General features: G+C 60.0%; 17 protein-coding genes and 1 pseudogene. 10 read left to right on the top strand and 8 right to left on the bottom strand.

The features are described from left to right. Both prlC and BLU25_RS15870 read left to right on the top strand, forming a co-directional pair. Positions 1–2052 carry an oligopeptidase A gene (prlC, locus tag BLU25_RS15875; protein WP_029611625.1) on the top strand — a complete coding sequence of 684 codons (2052 nt, stop codon included), beginning with the start codon at positions 1–3 and terminating at the stop codon, positions 2050–2052. Next, complete coding sequence (locus tag BLU25_RS15870) at positions 2049–2327, top strand: YheV family putative zinc ribbon protein (protein WP_016782647.1); 279 nt, start codon at positions 2049–2051, stop codon at positions 2325–2327. Before prlC ends, BLU25_RS15870 begins: the two co-directional genes overlap by 4 nt. 112 nt (positions 2328–2439) lie before the next feature. On the opposite strand, the gene BLU25_RS15865 is transcribed toward BLU25_RS15870, so the two are convergent. The 5 genes from BLU25_RS15865 to oscA form a co-directional block, all read right to left on the bottom strand. Continuing rightward, positions 2440–3420 carry a sulfate/molybdate ABC transporter ATP-binding protein gene (locus BLU25_RS15865; RefSeq protein WP_016782648.1) on the bottom strand — a complete coding sequence of 327 codons (981 nt, stop codon included), beginning with the start codon at positions 3418–3420 and terminating at the stop codon, positions 2440–2442. Positions 3421–3423: 3 nt separating this feature from the next. Further along, entirely contained in the window at positions 3424–4296 is an 873-nt protein-coding gene (cysW, locus tag BLU25_RS15860) for a sulfate ABC transporter permease subunit CysW (RefSeq protein ID WP_016782649.1), read from the bottom strand. A gap of 13 nt (positions 4297–4309) precedes the next feature. Continuing rightward, the gene (cysT, locus tag BLU25_RS15855; protein WP_083369721.1) at positions 4310–5128 is read right to left on the bottom strand and encodes a sulfate ABC transporter permease subunit CysT; all 819 of its coding nucleotides are present in this window, start codon (positions 5126–5128) and stop codon (positions 4310–4312) included. A 90-nt stretch (positions 5129–5218) separates the two neighbouring features. Then, positions 5219–6232: a sulfate ABC transporter substrate-binding protein gene (locus BLU25_RS15850; RefSeq protein ID WP_016782651.1), complete on the bottom strand. Its 1014-nt coding sequence runs from the start codon at positions 6230–6232 to the stop codon at positions 5219–5221. A gap of 65 nt (positions 6233–6297) precedes the next feature. After that, on the bottom strand, positions 6298–6480 hold the full coding sequence (oscA, locus tag BLU25_RS15845; RefSeq protein ID WP_016782652.1) for a sulfur starvation response protein OscA: 183 nt from the start codon (positions 6478–6480) through the stop codon (positions 6298–6300). 421 nt (positions 6481–6901) lie between these two features. Here oscA and BLU25_RS15840 point away from each other — a divergent pair, with 421 nt between their 5' ends. Together BLU25_RS15840 and BLU25_RS15835 are read left to right on the top strand one after the other, a co-directional pair. After that, positions 6902–7150, top strand: coding sequence for a TIGR02647 family protein (locus BLU25_RS15840; protein ID WP_016782653.1), 249 nt, complete (start codon positions 6902–6904; stop codon positions 7148–7150). Between the two features lie 36 nt (positions 7151–7186). Continuing rightward, positions 7187–8416 (top strand): annotated as a pseudogene (locus BLU25_RS15835) (class I adenylate cyclase); the annotation flags it as partial. Between the two features lie 35 nt (positions 8417–8451). Here BLU25_RS15835 and rnk read toward each other — a convergent pair. The 3 genes from rnk to cyaY all read right to left on the bottom strand — a co-directional run bounded on the left by rnk (position 8452) and on the right by cyaY (position 9640). Then, the gene (gene rnk, locus BLU25_RS15830; protein ID WP_019828269.1) at positions 8452–8865 is read right to left on the bottom strand and encodes a nucleoside diphosphate kinase regulator; all 414 of its coding nucleotides are present in this window, start codon (positions 8863–8865) and stop codon (positions 8452–8454) included. A 233-nt stretch (positions 8866–9098) separates the two neighbouring features. Then, the gene (locus BLU25_RS15825) at positions 9099–9311 is read right to left on the bottom strand and encodes a DUF1289 domain-containing protein (protein WP_169845772.1); all 213 of its coding nucleotides are present in this window, start codon (positions 9309–9311) and stop codon (positions 9099–9101) included. Beyond that, positions 9308–9640 carry an iron donor protein CyaY gene (gene cyaY / locus BLU25_RS15820; RefSeq protein ID WP_016782656.1) on the bottom strand — a complete coding sequence of 111 codons (333 nt, stop codon included), beginning with the start codon at positions 9638–9640 and terminating at the stop codon, positions 9308–9310. Before cyaY ends, BLU25_RS15825 begins: the two co-directional genes overlap by 4 nt. Positions 9641–9843: 203 nt before the next feature. Here cyaY and lptM point away from each other — a divergent pair, with 203 nt between their 5' ends. From lptM to BLU25_RS15790, 6 genes are read left to right on the top strand one after another with little or no spacing between them, the layout of a single operon-like run. Further along, entirely contained in the window at positions 9844–9999 is a 156-nt protein-coding gene (gene lptM / locus BLU25_RS15815) for an LPS translocon maturation chaperone LptM (RefSeq protein WP_016782657.1), read from the top strand. Positions 10000–10008: 9 nt separating this feature from the next. After that, positions 10009–11256, top strand: a complete 1248-nt coding sequence (lysA, locus tag BLU25_RS15810) for a diaminopimelate decarboxylase (RefSeq protein WP_016782658.1) — start codon at positions 10009–10011, stop codon at positions 11254–11256. A 4-nt stretch (positions 11257–11260) separates the two neighbouring features. Next, on the top strand, positions 11261–12091 hold the full coding sequence (gene dapF / locus BLU25_RS15805) for a diaminopimelate epimerase (RefSeq protein WP_016782659.1): 831 nt from the start codon (positions 11261–11263) through the stop codon (positions 12089–12091). 13 nt (positions 12092–12104) lie between these two features. Then, positions 12105–12821: a DUF484 family protein gene (locus tag BLU25_RS15800; protein ID WP_016782660.1), complete on the top strand. Its 717-nt coding sequence runs from the start codon at positions 12105–12107 to the stop codon at positions 12819–12821. Further along, positions 12822–13718 (top strand): tyrosine recombinase XerC, encoded by an 897-nt coding sequence (xerC, locus tag BLU25_RS15795; protein WP_083369720.1) that lies wholly within the window; start codon positions 12822–12824, stop codon positions 13716–13718. It begins immediately after the preceding gene. Beyond that, positions 13715–14401 (top strand): HAD family hydrolase, encoded by a 687-nt coding sequence (locus tag BLU25_RS15790; RefSeq protein WP_016782662.1) that lies wholly within the window; start codon positions 13715–13717, stop codon positions 14399–14401. The genes xerC and BLU25_RS15790 overlap by 4 nt, the downstream gene beginning before the upstream one ends. Positions 14402–14551 lie beyond the last annotated feature (150 nt).

Below are 14551 nucleotides of genomic sequence, written 5' to 3'. Positions count from 1 at the left end.
GTGAGCGAGAACAACCCTCTTTTGCAGCCCTACGACCTGCCGCCGTTCTCGGCGATCCGTCCTGAGCACGTACAGCCGGCCATCGAGCAGATCCTCGCCGACAACCGCGCCGGCATTCAAGCCATCCTCAAGGACCAGGGCCAGAACCCGACATGGGCCGGCCTGGTGTTGGCAATGGATGAACTGAACGACCGCCTGGGCGCAGCCTGGAGCCCGGTCAGCCACCTCAACGCGGTGTGCAACAGTGCAGAACTGCGTGAAGCCTACGAGGCCTGCCTGCCGGCCTTGAGCGCCTACTCCACCGAGATGGGCCAGAACCGCGAACTGTTCCAGGCCTTTGAAGCCCTGGCCCACAGCCCGCAGGTCGCTGATTTCGACCAGGCGCAAAAAACCATTCTGGAACACTCGCTGCGTGACTTCCGTCTGTCGGGTATCGACCTGCCAGAGGCTGAGCAAAAGCGTTATGCCGAAGTCCAGAGCAAACTGTCCGAGCTGGGCAGCAAGTTCTCCAACCAGTTGCTGGACGCCACCCAGGCCTGGACCAAGCACATCACCGACGAAACCGCGCTGACGGGCCTGACCGATTCGGCCAAGGCGCAAATGGCCGCCGCTGCACAGGCCAAGGGCCTGGACGGCTGGCTGATCAGCCTGGAGTTCCCGAGCTACTTCCCGGTGATGACCTACGCGCAAGACCGCGCCCTGCGCGAAGAAGTCTACGCCGCGTACTGCACCCGCGCCTCGGACCAGGGCCCGAATGCCGGCAAGTTCGACAACGGCCCGGTGATGGAAGAAATCCTCGACCTGCGCCAGGAGCTGGCCAAACTGCTGGGTTTTGCCAGCTTCGCCGAACTGAGCCTGGCCACCAAAATGGCCGAGACACCGGATCAGGTGCTGACCTTCCTGCGCGACCTGGCCAAGCGCAGCAAGCCGTTCGCTGCCCGTGACCTGGAGCAGCTGCAAGCCTACGCCAGCGAGCAAGGCACCCCTGAACTGAAAAGCTGGGATACAGGCTTCTTTGGCGAGAAACTGCGTGAGCAGCGCTACAGCGTGTCGCAAGAAGCACTGCGCGCCTACTTCCCGATCGACAAGGTACTGGGCGGCCTGTTTGCCATCGTACAAAAGCTGTACGGGATCGAAATCGCCGAAATCAAAGGCTTCGACACCTGGCACCCGGATGTTCGCCTGTTCGAAATCAAGGAAAACGGCCAGCATATCGGGCGTTTCTTTTTTGACCTCTACGCCCGCGCCAACAAGCGTGGCGGCGCGTGGATGGACGGCGCCCGCGACCGTCGCCGCACGGCGGCCGGCAACCTGCAAAGCCCGGTGGCCAACCTGGTGTGCAACTTCACCCCGGCGGTGGCAGGCAAGCCTGCGTTGCTGACCCACGATGAAGTGACCACCCTGTTCCACGAATTCGGCCACGGCCTGCACCATATGCTGACCGAGATCGAACACGCGGGCGTATCGGGCATCAACGGCGTGGCCTGGGATGCGGTCGAGCTGCCGAGCCAGTTCATGGAAAACTGGTGCTGGGAGCCTGAAGGCCTGGCGCTGATTTCCAGCCACTACGAAACCGGCGAAGCTCTGCCAAAAGACCTGCTGGATAAAATGCTCGCGGCCAAGAACTTCCAGTCCGGGCTGATGATGATTCGCCAGTTGGAGTTCTCGCTGTTCGACTTCGAGCTGCACGCCACCCACGGTGACGGTCGCAGCGTGGCGCAGGTGCTCGATGGCATCCGCGACGAGGTGTCGGTCATGCGTCCGCCAGCCTACAACCGCTTCCCGAACAGCTTTGCGCATATCTTCGCCGGCGGTTACGCGGCGGGTTACTACAGCTACAAGTGGGCGGAAGTGCTGTCGGCCGATGCGTTCTCGCGCTTTGAAGAAGAAGGCGTGTTCAACCCGCACACCGGCAAGGCATTCCGCCAGGCGATCCTGGCCCGTGGTGGCTCGAAGGCCCCGATGGAGCTGTTCAAGGACTTCCGTGGTCGTGAGCCATCGATTGACGCCCTGTTGCGTCACAGCGGCCTGAGCGAGGACTCGGCAGCATGAGTGAGGCACCTGTGAACGTGACCAAAAAACGCTTTATCGCCGGGGCTGTCTGCCCGGCGTGCAGCGAGCCTGACAAGTTGATGATGTGGAACGAAGACGAAGTGCCGCACCGCGAATGCGTGGCCTGCGGTTATTCGGATACATTGAATGAACAGGGTTTGTCGGTGCCCAAGGAATTGGGTACGCGGGTTAATACGTCAGCGCTGAAAAAAGCACCGGATCCCAAGGTGCAGGCGGTGCAGTTTTTCCCCAATCCGAAGCTTAAAAAACCGTAAACCTGCAATAACCCTGTGGGAGCGGGCTTGCTCGCGATGGCAGCAACGCGGTTTGGAGACAGACCGCATCGGCTGTATCGCGAGCAAGCCCGCTCCCACAAGGGCGGTGGGTTTACGCCTTCTGCCACACCTTCGGCTTGAAGAACAACGTCTCGCCCCGCGCCAGATCGGTCAGGCTGTCATGGTCCTTGACCACTTCCACTTCGATCAGCTCGCTTTGCCCTTCAACCTTCAACGTCACCCGGGTGGTCGCACCCAACGGGCGAATGTCGCGTACCTGGGCGGCATGGTGGTCTTCAAGCTCGTGACGGGACAACGACACTTCATGGGGACGGAACAGCACATGCTGGTCTTCGCCGATATGCAGGCGGTTGGAATCGCCCAGGAAGTGGTACACAAAGTCGCTGGCCGGGTTTTCGTACACTTCGCCCGGTGAACCGATCTGCTCGATCACGCCCTTGTTCATCACCACGATACGGTCGGCGACTTCCATCGCTTCTTCCTGGTCGTGGGTCACGAACACGGAGGTCAGGTTGATGTCTTCGTGCAGGCGTGCCAGCCAGCGGCGCAGCTCTTTACGCACCTTGGCATCCAGGGCGCCGAACGGTTCGTCCAGCAGCAGTACCTTGGGTTCTACCGCCAATGCACGCGCCAGGGCGATACGCTGACGCTGACCACCCGAAAGCTGCTCGGGGTAACGATCCGACAGCCAGTCCAGCTGCACCATGTTCAGCAGTTCGTGGACTTTTTCAGCAATGCGGGTTTCGCTCGGACGTTCTTTTTTCGGCTTCATGCGCAAGCCGAAAGCCACGTTGTCGAACACCGTCATGTGGCGGAACAGGGCGTAATGCTGGAACACAAAACCGACGTTGCGATCACGCACGTCGTGCCCCGAGACATCTTCACCGTGGAACACGATGTTGCCTTCATCCGGGGTTTCCAGGCCGGCAATGATGCGCAGCAAGGTGGTCTTGCCGCAGCCCGACGGGCCGAGCAGGGCCACCAGTTCGCCGCTGTGGATATCCAGGTTGATGCTGTTCAGCGCCTTGAAAGCGTTGAAGTTCTTGCTGACATTACGGACTTCGATCGACATGGTTTATTCCTCCGCGGCGCTGGCGCGCAGGCGGTTAATACGGGATTCGCTCCACTGCTTGAGCAGCAGGATGAAGAGCGCCAGGATCAGCAACAGGGTGGCCACAGCGAAGGCGGCAACGTGGTTGTATTCGTTGTAGAGGATCTCGACGTGCAGCGGCAGGGTGTTGGTCACCCCGCGAATGTGCCCGGAAACCACCGACACCGCACCGAACTCACCCATCGCCCGCGCAGTACACAACACCACGCCGTAGATCAGACCCCATTTGATATTGGGTACGGTGACGTGCCAGAACATCTGCCAGCCATTGGCGCCCAGCAGGCGTGCAGCCTCTTCTTCCTGAGTGCCCTGCTCTTGCATCAGCGGGATCAGTTCACGGGCCACAAAAGGCACGGTAACGAAGATGGTGGCCAGCACGATGCCCGGCAACGCGAAGACGATCTGAATGTCGTGATCCTGCAGCCACGGGCCGAAGAAACCCTGGGCGCCGAACATCAGCACGTAGACCAGACCGGCGATCACCGGCGACACCGAAAACGGCAGGTCGATCAGGGTGACCAGGATGCTCTTGCCGCGAAAGCTGTACTTGCTCACGCACCAGGCCGCGCTGACACCGAACACCACGTTGAGCGGCACCGAGATCGCCACCGCGATGATGGTCAGCTTCAGGGCCGACAGGGCGTCAGGTTCGAGGATGGCATCGAAGAAGGTGCCGACCCCCATTTTCAGCCCCTGGGACACCACGATCAGCAGCGGCAGCAGCAGGAACAGGGTGAAGAACAACCAGCCGAAGCCGATCAGCAAACGCCGCGACAGCGGGCTGCCACGGCGGGCGGCGTTGGCCACCGATGAGGCGCTTTGGGTTGAACTGGACATGGTCAGGCCTCCTTCACGGTTTTTCGATGCGCCGCTGAATCAAGTTGATGATCAGCAGCAAAATGAAGGAAACCACCAGCATCATCACGCCAATGGCCGTGGCGCCGGTGTAGTCGTACTGGTCCAGTTTGACCATGATCAACAGCGGCAGGATTTCGGTTTTGAACGGCATGTTGCCGGCGATAAAAATCACCGAGCCGTATTCGCCCACACCGCGGGCGAAGGCCAGGGCAAAGCCGGTCAACCAGGCGGGCAGCAAGGCCGGCACCAGGATGTAGCGGAACACTTGCAGGGGCTTGGCGCCCAGGCAGGCGGCGGCTTCTTCGATTTCACGGGGAATATCGGCCAGCACCGGCTGCACGGTGCGCACCACAAACGGCAGGGTGACGAAGGTCAGTGCCAGGGTGATGCCCATCGGCGTGTAGGCAATCTTGAAACCCAGGTCGGTGGCGAACTGACCGATCCAGCCGTTGGGCGCGTACAAGGCGGTCAGGGCGATACCGGCCACGGCGGTCGGCAGGGCAAACGGCAGGTCGATCATGGCATCGATGACCTTGCGCCCGGGGAAGGTGTAGCGCACCAGGACCCAGGCCAGTACGGTGCCGATCACACCGTTGATGATGGCTGCCACAAAGGCGGTGCCGAAACTCAATTGCAGCGCTGCCAGCACCCGGGGGGCGGTGATGATGGCCCAAAACTGGTCCCAGGTCAGTTGAGCGGCATGCACAAACATCGCAGCCAACGGGATCAGCACAATCAGACTGAGATACACCAAGGTGTAGCCCAGTGTCAGCCCGAAGCCGGGTATGACGGGGGAGATACGACGAGACATAAGAGTCCTTGGTTAACGCACGAAGCCCGCAACTCAGTCGCGGGCTCTATGTTCTAGCTTTCAGCGAGGCCAAAGGCCGCGCCCCACAGGTTACTGCGCCTGGTAGATCTGGTCGAACACGCCACCGTCATTGAAAAATTTCGGCTGCGCAGTTTTCCAGCCACCGAAGTCTTTGTCGATAGTCACAAGCTCCAGTTTCGGAAACTGCTGTGCATACTTGGCAGCGACTGCAGCGTCACGCGGGCGGTAGAAATTTTTTGCAGCAATTTCCTGGCCGGCTGGGCTGTACAGGTGTTCAAGGTAGGCTTTGGCGATTTCGGTGTTGCCCTTTTTCTCGGCGTTCTTGTCGACTACAGCCACTGGCGGCTCAGCCAGAATCGACAGGGAAGGTACGACGATGTCGAACTTGTCAGTGCCGCCGTCTTCCTTGAGTGCCAGGAATGCTTCGTTTTCCCAGGCCAGCAACACGTCACCCTGACCGTTGTTGACGAAGGTAATGGTCGAACCGCGTGCACCGGTGTCCAGTACGGGCACGTGTTTGAACAGGGTTTTTACATATTCCTTGGCTTTTTCTTCGTCGCCGCCGTTGGCTTTCAGGCCATAGGCGTAAGCCGCGAGGAAGTTCCAGCGCGCGCCGCCGCTGGTTTTGGGGTTCGGGGTAATCACCGATACGCCGTCCTTGGTCAGGTCGCCCCAGTCCTTGATGCCTTTGGGGTTGCCCTTGCGCACCAGGAACACGATGGTCGAGGTGTACGGGGTGCTGGCGTCCGGCAGGCGGGTTTGCCAGTTTTCCGGCAGCGAGCCCTTGTTGAGCTTGGCGATTTCGTCGATATCACCGGCCAGCGCCAGGGTTACCACATCAGCGCGCAGGCCATCGACCACACCGCGGGCCTGTTTGCCCGAACCGCCGTGGGATTGCTGGATTTTGACGTTGTCGCCAGGGTGGCTGGCTTTCCAGAAACTGGTGAATTCAGTGTTGTAATCCTGGTACAGCTCGCGGGTTGGATCGTAGGAAACGTTCAACAACTCGTAATCTTTGGCTACTGCGGAGCCAGCAAAAATGGCACTGGCCAGCGCGGCCAAAGCGTAACGGCGTAGGGACATAGGTGAGGCTCCAAAGCATTTTTTAATTTTTATTGAGCGCACTCAGGTGAATGCGCTTGAACGGTTCAGGCGTTTTTTTGACTCGGGTTTTGCAAACGGAATTTCTCTTTGCGCTCGATCTGCACCACTTGCGCGTTATGCACAGTGATTTCCACAGCACCAAAGCGCAGGTCTCGCAGCGCGCTCTGGATTTCCCGCAGAATGGTTGCTTCGTCCTGACCGTCAACGCTACGCAGAGATGCGCTCATGGTGCTGCTCCTGAAAAAATGGGGTGCCGACAGGGTTGCTGGCGTAGGGGCAATAGTAGTGAGGTGCGGATATTCTTAAAAAGACTATTTAAGAATGTTTATATAACTGAAAAAACAAATGATTGATTCGGGCCATTTACGCCCTTGTGGGAGCGGGCTTGCTCGCGATTAGATTGATGCGGTGTATCAGGCAGACCGAGCCGGTGCCATCGCGAGCAAGCCCGCTCCCACAGGTTTAAAAGGCAGTTGCTCCCACAAGTTATTGCGCATTAGCCCTGCGTTTGACCGGGTACTGACTACACTCCAACTGCCTTATATCGACAGGCTGTTTTACAAAGGTGGGAAGTGTTGCTGGACAGTCAGCACAAGTGGGATCACCTTAGAGCGGCTGTCGTCTTTTCCTGCATAGTCTGGAGTCTTTATGTCGTTTACCCCTGAGTTGGTTGCCGAACTGGAAGTCCTTGCACTGTTTGACTTGGAAAGTACCCTTGAGGGCCTGAAGATTCATCAACATGCCGCGCCAGAAAAAATCGCGGCGGCGCAGCGCCTGTTTGATAAAAAGCTGATTGACCAACCGGATGGTGGCTACCTGACAAGCCTGGGACGTGATGCTGCCGAAGCTGTTCAAGTGCTGTTGTCGATTCTTGTTGAATCCAAAGAAGTTGCCTGACGCCACGCCACGCCCTCGGGATCTGCACGATTCATGATTCCGCGGGCACACTTCTCTGCACCCGTACTGAACGAGGGAACCGGGCGACAGGTTCTCCAGCAGTTGCGTGGGCGCTTTTTACGCGTCAATCAGGGCCGCCTGGCCCGCGCCCGGGAAGGCCTGGCGCCACGCCAGCAAACGCTGCTGAGCCTGTTGGCGCTGCTGTTTCATGTCAATCACCCGCTGTTGCCCGGCTATGTGTCGGACTGCACCCCCGCCGGGGTGTCGGGTTATACGCCGGATGCCGCCACTCTTGCCGCTGCCCGCCAACTGGTTCAGGACTTTTCTTGCAGCGTGGCCAGCGTTTGCCCGTCGCAACCGATCCACGGGCTGTTTTTGATGGGCAGCCTCGGCACATTGGCCCAGACCGCGCAAAGCGATATGGACGTATGGATTTGCCTGGCGCCGGACTTGAGCGATGCCGCCGTGTCGGCGCTGCGCAAAAAATGCCGCCGCCTGGAAGCGTGGGCGACGAGTCAGGGCAGTGAGGCGCACCTGTTTCTGATCGACGCCCAATTGCGCAACGACGAAGGCAGCGAACCACGGCAAAGATTGTTGCTCGATGAGTTTTACCGCACCGCCATCTGGCTCGCCGGGCGCACGCCGATGTGGTGGTGGGTGCCGGTGCAGGAGGAAGCGCGGTACGCCGAATTCACCCGCGGTTTATTGGACGCGGGGCTGATCGGCGGCGACGAAACCATCGATCTTGGCCATCTGGCCCATATCGCCCCCGGCGAATTCGTAGGCGCCGGGCTGTGGCAACTGTTCAAGGGCATTGAGTCGCCGCACAAGTCGCTGCTCAAGTTGCTGCTGATTGAGGTGTACGCCAGCGAGCACCCGCAGGTGAACTGCCTGAGCCTGGACTTCAAGCAAAGGGTGTATGCCAATCAGCTTGACCTGGATGAGCTGGACCCCTACGTCGTGGTTTACCGACGCATTGAGCGCTACCTTGAAGGGCGCGGCGAGGCGCAGCGGCTGGAACTGGTACGCCGCAGCCTGTACCTGAAGGTTGACCATGCGTTAAGCAATGGCGAGGCAGGCACGCAGTGGCAGCGGCGCTTACTCAAGCGCCTGACCCGCGAATGGGGCTGGGATGAGCAGCATCTGGCCCTGCTCGACCATCGCTCGCAGTGGCAGGCGCAGCAGGTCAGTCATGAGCGTCGGGCCCTGGCCCGGGAGCTGAGCGCCAGCTACCGGTCCTTGCGTCAGTTTGCCCGTGACGGGCAAGTGCCTGCGCAGTGACATGACTGATCTGGAAGGTCTTAGGCGCTGAAATCGCTGGCAGCTTTTGGCTGGTATTCCACTTCAAGCAGTTCCAGCTTGAGGGTCTTGCCACCCGGCGCGGGCCAGTTGATGTGCTGGCCGACTTGCAGACCCAGCAGTGCGCTGCCCACAGGCGCCAGAATCGAAATCTTGCCTTCGTCGGCGTTGGCGTCTTTTGGATAGACCAGCGTCAGGCGGTAGTCCTTGCCACTGCTTTCTTCGCGGCAGTGCACACGGGAATTCATGGTCACAACGCCTGCAGGCACTTCTTCGTGGCCGACGATGGTTTCGGCGCGATCGAGCTCGGCTTGCAGTGCCTCAATGCCAGGAGTCGTTTCTGGCAAGCTGTCGATCAATTGCTCCAGACGCTGTACGTCCAGGCGGGTGAGGATGAGTGGGGTTGGTGTGCTCATGACCTGGCAGACTCCTTTTTTCTGCACGAAAAAGCAAAACCCCGCCGGAATATGGCGGGGTTTTGACGAACCTCGTTAGTGCGAGGCGAACCCGGACACTACCACAGCAAAATAAATACACAAGCAGGGTGGGGGTTTTGTGGGAGCGGGCTTGCTCGCGATGGTATCAACGTGGTTTGCCAGATACACCGCGCCGCCTGTATCGCGAGCAAGCCCGCTCCCACATTCACTCCTCAGCCCTGGCGTTGCCGGGCCTGTTCACAAATGACCCGGCGCCGCTGGTCGTCTGCCGAGCGCCACTCGCGAATATCCTCAACGTGGCGAAAACAGCCCAGACAGACTTTGTGCTCATCCAGCCGGCAGGTGCTGATGCAAGGGGACGGCACTGCCGGGCTGACGTTGCTGTAGAGCGGTTTTGCAGGTTTAGCAGAAGCGGTCACTGTCAGATCTCTTCAAATTCCAGCTCGGCGCCTGCCAGTTCCAGGGTCAGGCGCTGAACCATTTCGCTAAGCAGTTCGTCGGTTTTATCGCACTTCCACGAACTGCGTTTTTCATCGTAATCGAAGTGAAAACCACCGCTTGGAGCCGCCAGCCAGAGCTGCAGCACGGGCGCCTGACGGCTGAAGATCAGGGCTTTGCCATTCTCGAACTTGATGGTCAGGATGCCGGCGGAGTTTTCCACATCTACATCCAGATCGCAGTCGTCGAAGATGTCTTCCAGATTTTCCTGGGTGGCATCGACCAGATCGTGAAAACGGGCTTCAGTCAAACTCATGGTGGAACCTCGTAGTGTCTAGTCATGCTCGGAGCTCGCAAGATACGGGCGCTCCAGGCCGATTGCAAACCCCATAACAGCCATCTGCCAGCTACCACTGATCATCCACACAGCAGGTTACGCTCGGCCGCTCTGCTGCATAGGCAAGCTGGTGGGTGCTCGGTATACTCGGGCGCAATTAATGCTTTTCAAAGGATTTCGCCATGAAGCGCCTGATCTCTTCTATTGCTGCGCTCGTCGCGGTCGCCTGCCTTGTTTCTGCCTGTGGTCAAAAAGGACCGCTGTATCTGCCCGATGACAGCAAATCCCCTGAAGACCAAGCGAAGTCGTCGCAAACGCAATCGCACAAGCACCAATAAGGGAACACCATGGACGCTTTTAATTACCGCAACGGTGAGCTGTTCGCCGAAGGTGTTGCGCTGACGGCCATTGCCGAACGTTTCGGTACACCGACGTACGTTTACTCCCGGGCGCACATCGAGGCGCAATACAATGCTTACGCCAATGCCCTGAGCGGCATGCCGCATCTGGTGTGCTTCGCGGTCAAGGCCAATTCCAACCTGGGCGTGCTCAATGTCCTGGCCCGTCTTGGCGCCGGTTTCGACATCGTGTCCCGTGGCGAGCTGGAACGTGTGCTGGCCGCTGGTGGCCAGGCTGACAAGATCGTGTTCTCCGGTGTCGGCAAGACCCGTGACGACATGCGTCGCGCCCTGGAAGTCGGCGTGCACTGCTTTAACGTCGAGTCCACCGAAGAGCTGGAACGCCTGCAGGTCGTGGCCGCCGAAATGGGCGTTCGCGCGCCGATTTCGCTGCGCGTCAACCCGGACGTCGATGCCGGCACGCACCCGTACATCTCCACCGGTCTGAAAGAAAACAAGTTCGGCATTGCCATCGCTGACGCCGAGGATGTGTACATCCGCGCCGCGCAGTTGCCCAATCTGGAAGTGGTCGGTGTCGATTGCCATATCGGCTCGCAACTGACCACCCTCGAACCGTTCATCGACGCTCTCGACCGCCTGCTGGCGCTGATCGACCGCCTGGGCGATTGCGGTATCTACCTGCGCCACATCGATCTGGGTGGCGGCCTGGGCGTGCGTTACCGCGATGAAGAACCGCCTCTGGCCGGTGATTACATCAAGGCCGTGCGCGAACGTCTCGACGGGCGTGACCTGGCACTGGTGTTCGAGCCGGGCCGTTATATCGTGGCCAATGCCGGCGTGTTGCTGACTCAGGTCGAGTACCTCAAGCACACCGAGCACAAGGATTTCGCCATCGTCGATGCGGCGATGAACGACCTGATCCGCCCGGCCCTGTATCAGGCCTGGATGGACGTGACCGCAGTGCGCCCGCGTGACAGCGAAGCGCGCGCCTACGACATTGTCGGCCCGATCTGCGAAACCGGTGATTTCCTGGCCAAAGACCGCCAACTGGCGTTGGCCGAAGGGGATCTGCTGGCCGTGCATTCGGCCGGGGCCTATGGTTTTGTCATGAGCTCGAATTACAACACCCGTGGCCGCGCCGCCGAAGTGCTGGTGGACGGCGATCAGGCGTTCGAAGTGCGTCGTCGCGAGACCGTTGCCGAGTTGTTTGCTGGCGAAAGCCTGCTGCCGGAGTAAAACCATGTTGCTGCGTTTTACCAAAATGCACGGCCTGGGCAATGATTTCATGGTTCTCGACCTGGTCAGCCAGCACGCGCACATCCTGCCCAAGCACGCCAAGCAATGGGGTGACAGGCACACGGGTGTCGGCTTTGATCAGTTGTTGATCGTTGAAGCGCCAAGCAACCCGGAGGTGGATTTCCGTTACCGGATCTTCAACTCCGACGGTTCCGAAGTGGAGCAATGCGGTAACGGGGCGCGCTGCTTTGCGCGCTTTGTGCTCGACAAGCGCCTGACCACCAAGCGCCAGATCAAGGTCGAAACCAAAAGCGGCATTATCGAGCTGAACGTGCGCAGCGATGGGCAGATCAGCGTCGACATGGGCCCGCCGCGCCTGGTCCCGGCAGATATCCCGTTTGTGGCTGACGCCCAGGCGTTGAGCTATGAACTGGATGTTGACGGGCAGACCGTCGAGATTGCCGCCGTGTCGATGGGCAACCCCCATGCGGTGCTGCGCGTTGACGATATCAACGCGGCGCCGGTGCATGAACTGGGACCAAAAATTGAACACCACCCGCGCTTTCCGGCGCGGGTCAATGTCGGTTTTCTGCACGTTATCGATCGCCAGCGCGGGCAACTGCGGGTCTGGGAACGCGGCGCCGGGGAAACCCAGGCTTGCGGTACCGGGGCTTGTGCCGCCGCCGTAGCGGCGATCAGCCAGGGCTGGATGGATTCACCGCTGATCCTCGATTTGCCGGGTGGCCGTTTGTCCATTGAATGGGCAGGCCCTGGCCATTCAGTGATCATGACCGGCCCGGCGATGCGTGTTTACGAAGGACAAGTCCGTTTATGAGCGAGCGTAACCGATGACCGACAAGACGCAGTCAGCTGAACCCGACGTATCTGTGGATAACTCAGCCGCCAACACGGTGGCCGCTTATCTGCAGGAGCACCCGGATTTTTTCGCCCAGCGCGAAGAGCTGCTGCTGTCGCTGCGTATTCCGCATCAGCGTGGCGACACCATATCCCTGGTGGAGCGCCAGCTGGAGCTGTTGCGCGGGCGCAATATAGAGATGCGTCATCGCTTGTCGCAATTGATGGACGTGGCCCGTGACAACGACCGTCTGTTCGAAAAAACCCGTCGCCTGAATCTGGCCTTGATGGACGCCACCAGCCTCGAAGAGCTGGTGATTGCCGTCGAAGACAGCCTGCGCCAGGACTTCCAGGTGCCTTTTGTCAGCCTGGTGCTATTTGGCGACAACCCGATGCCAGTCGGCCGCTGGGTCAGCAGCGCCGATGCGCAACGCGCACTGGGTGGCTTGTTGACTGAAGGCAAGACCGTGAGCGGCAGCTTGCGCGAACATGAGCTGGACTTCCTGTTTGGCGAAGAACAGCGCAAGCAAATCGGTTCGACGGCCGTGGTCGCGCTTAATCATCTGGGGTTGCACGGTGTGCTGGCGATCGCCAGTCGCGATCCGCAGCACTACAAAAGCTCGGTGGGCACGCTGTTCCTCGGTTATATCGCCGAAGTGCTGGGCCGGGTGTTGCCGCGTTTTACCAACGCCCTGCGCTCGGTGCGCTAGATGGAACGGCAGCTGGACGCTTACTGCATTCATCTGCGCAGTGAGCGCCAGGTGTCACCCCACACGCTTGAGGCCTACCGTCGCGACCTGAACAAGGTGCTGGCGTTTTGTGCCAAGGAATCAATCCCCGGCTGGGCAGCACTGGACATCCAGCGCATGCGCCAACTGGTGTCACGCCTGCACCAGCAAGGTCAGTCCTCGCGCAGCATTGCGCGGCTGCTGTCGGCAGTGCGCGGGCTTTACCACTACCTCAATCGTGAAGGCCTGTGCGACCACGACCCGGCAAACGGGCTGGCCCCGCCCAAAGGCGAGCGTCGCCTGCCCAAGACCCTGGATACCGACCGCGCCCTGCAATTGCTGGAAGGGGGCGTTGAAGACGACTTTCTGGCCCAGCGCGACCAGGCCATTCTGGAGCTGTTTTACTCCTCGGGCCTGCGTTTGTCGGAGCTGACCGGGCTTAACCTGGAGCAGCTGGATTTGGCTGACGGGCTGGTCGAAGTGCTCGGCAAGGGCAGCAAGACCCGCGTGCTGCCCGTCGGCAGGAAGGCCCGTGAGGCGCTACAGGCCTGGCTGCCGCTGCGGGCGCTGGCCAACCCGCAGGACGATGCGGTATTTGTCAGCCAGCGCGGCACACGCCTGGGGCCGCGAGCCATTCAAGTCAGGGTCAAGGCTGCCGGTGAGCGCGAGCTGGGGCAGAACCTGCACCCGCATATGCTGCGCCATTCATTTGCCAGCCACTTGCTGGAGTCCTCCCAGGACTTGCGTGCGGTGCAAGAATTACTGGGGCATGCGGACATCAAAACCACGCAAATCTATACTCATCTGGATTTCCAGCATCTGGCATCGGTCTACGACAGTGCCCATCCACGCGCCAAACGCAGTAAGGACAGTGAATGACGATTGAGCTGATTACCTTCGACCTTGACGATACCCTGTGGGACACAGCCCCGGTAATCGTCAGCGCTGAAGCCGTGTTGCGGGACTGGCTGACAGACAACGCACCAAAATTGGGCGTTGTTGAAGTCGGACATTTCCAGGCGATTCGCGAGCAGGTTTTGAGTGAAGAGCCGCAGCTCAAGCACCGGATCAGCGCGTTACGCCGCAGGATTCTGTTTCATGCCCTGCACGGTGCCGGTTACGCCAACGCTGCGGCGTTGGCTGACGATGCGTTTGAAGTGTTTATTGAGGCGCGCCATGCCCTGCAAGTGTTCCCCCAGGCCGAGCCAACCCTGATTGCGCTGGCGCGGGATTACGCCTTGGGCGTGGTGACCAACGGTAACGCCGATGTGCGCAGAATCGGTTTGGGCCATCACTTCAAGTTTGTGTTGTGTGCTGAAGATATCGGCATTGCCAAGCCTGATGCGCGCCTGTTTCACGAAGCCCTGCTGCGCGGTGGCGTAGCGGCGGGTGCCGCAGTGCATGTGGGCGATCACCCTGGTGACGACATTGCTGGTGCGCAGTTGGCGGGCTTGCGGGCGGTGTGGTTCAACCCTGGCGGCAAGCGCTGGGACGGCGACAAGGCCCCGGATGCCGAAATTGGCTGTTTGAGTGAATTGCCACTGGTGTTGAAGCACTTGTAACGGTGGGAGCGGGCTTGCTCGCGATGCAGGCGCCGCGGTCGCCAGGCAAACCGGGGCGATGCAATCGCGGGCAAGCCCGTTCCCACAACAAGCCCACGCCACAGGGGTGTGAATTTTTCCATCGCCCACAAAAAAACCCGCAGCGACGGC

Source organism: Pseudomonas fragi (genome assembly GCF_900105835.1).
Lineage (GTDB): Bacteria > Pseudomonadota > Gammaproteobacteria > Pseudomonadales > Pseudomonadaceae > Aquipseudomonas > Aquipseudomonas fragi.
This window is presented reverse-complemented; position numbering and strand designations above follow the sequence as displayed.

What these genes read in the sequence shown, in the direction of transcription:
- BLU25_RS15790 (WP_016782662.1), top strand. Translation starts at nt 13,715, where the DNA reads ATGACGATTGAGCTGATTACCTTCGACCTTGACGATACCCTGTGGGAC.
- BLU25_RS15850 (WP_016782651.1), bottom strand. Translation starts at nt 6,232, where the DNA reads ATGTCCCTACGCCGTTACGCTTTGGCCGCGCTGGCCAGTGCCATTTTT.
- xerC (WP_083369720.1), top strand. Translation starts at nt 12,822, where the DNA reads ATGGAACGGCAGCTGGACGCTTACTGCATTCATCTGCGCAGTGAGCGC.
- lptM (WP_016782657.1), top strand. Translation starts at nt 9,844, where the DNA reads ATGAAGCGCCTGATCTCTTCTATTGCTGCGCTCGTCGCGGTCGCCTGC.
- dapF (WP_016782659.1), top strand. Translation starts at nt 11,261, where the DNA reads ATGTTGCTGCGTTTTACCAAAATGCACGGCCTGGGCAATGATTTCATG.
- oscA (WP_016782652.1), bottom strand. Translation starts at nt 6,480, where the DNA reads ATGAGCGCATCTCTGCGTAGCGTTGACGGTCAGGACGAAGCAACCATT.
- BLU25_RS15870 (WP_016782647.1), top strand. Translation starts at nt 2,049, where the DNA reads ATGAGTGAGGCACCTGTGAACGTGACCAAAAAACGCTTTATCGCCGGG.
- BLU25_RS15800 (WP_016782660.1), top strand. Translation starts at nt 12,105, where the DNA reads ATGACCGACAAGACGCAGTCAGCTGAACCCGACGTATCTGTGGATAAC.
- rnk (WP_019828269.1), bottom strand. Translation starts at nt 8,865, where the DNA reads ATGAGCACACCAACCCCACTCATCCTCACCCGCCTGGACGTACAGCGT.
- cysT (WP_083369721.1), bottom strand. Translation starts at nt 5,128, where the DNA reads ATGTCTCGTCGTATCTCCCCCGTCATACCCGGCTTCGGGCTGACACTG.
- cyaY (WP_016782656.1), bottom strand. Translation starts at nt 9,640, where the DNA reads ATGAGTTTGACTGAAGCCCGTTTTCACGATCTGGTCGATGCCACCCAG.
- cysW (WP_016782649.1), bottom strand. Translation starts at nt 4,296, where the DNA reads ATGTCCAGTTCAACCCAAAGCGCCTCATCGGTGGCCAACGCCGCCCGC.
- BLU25_RS15865 (WP_016782648.1), bottom strand. Translation starts at nt 3,420, where the DNA reads ATGTCGATCGAAGTCCGTAATGTCAGCAAGAACTTCAACGCTTTCAAG.
- lysA (WP_016782658.1), top strand. Translation starts at nt 10,009, where the DNA reads ATGGACGCTTTTAATTACCGCAACGGTGAGCTGTTCGCCGAAGGTGTT.
- BLU25_RS15840 (WP_016782653.1), top strand. Translation starts at nt 6,902, where the DNA reads ATGTCGTTTACCCCTGAGTTGGTTGCCGAACTGGAAGTCCTTGCACTG.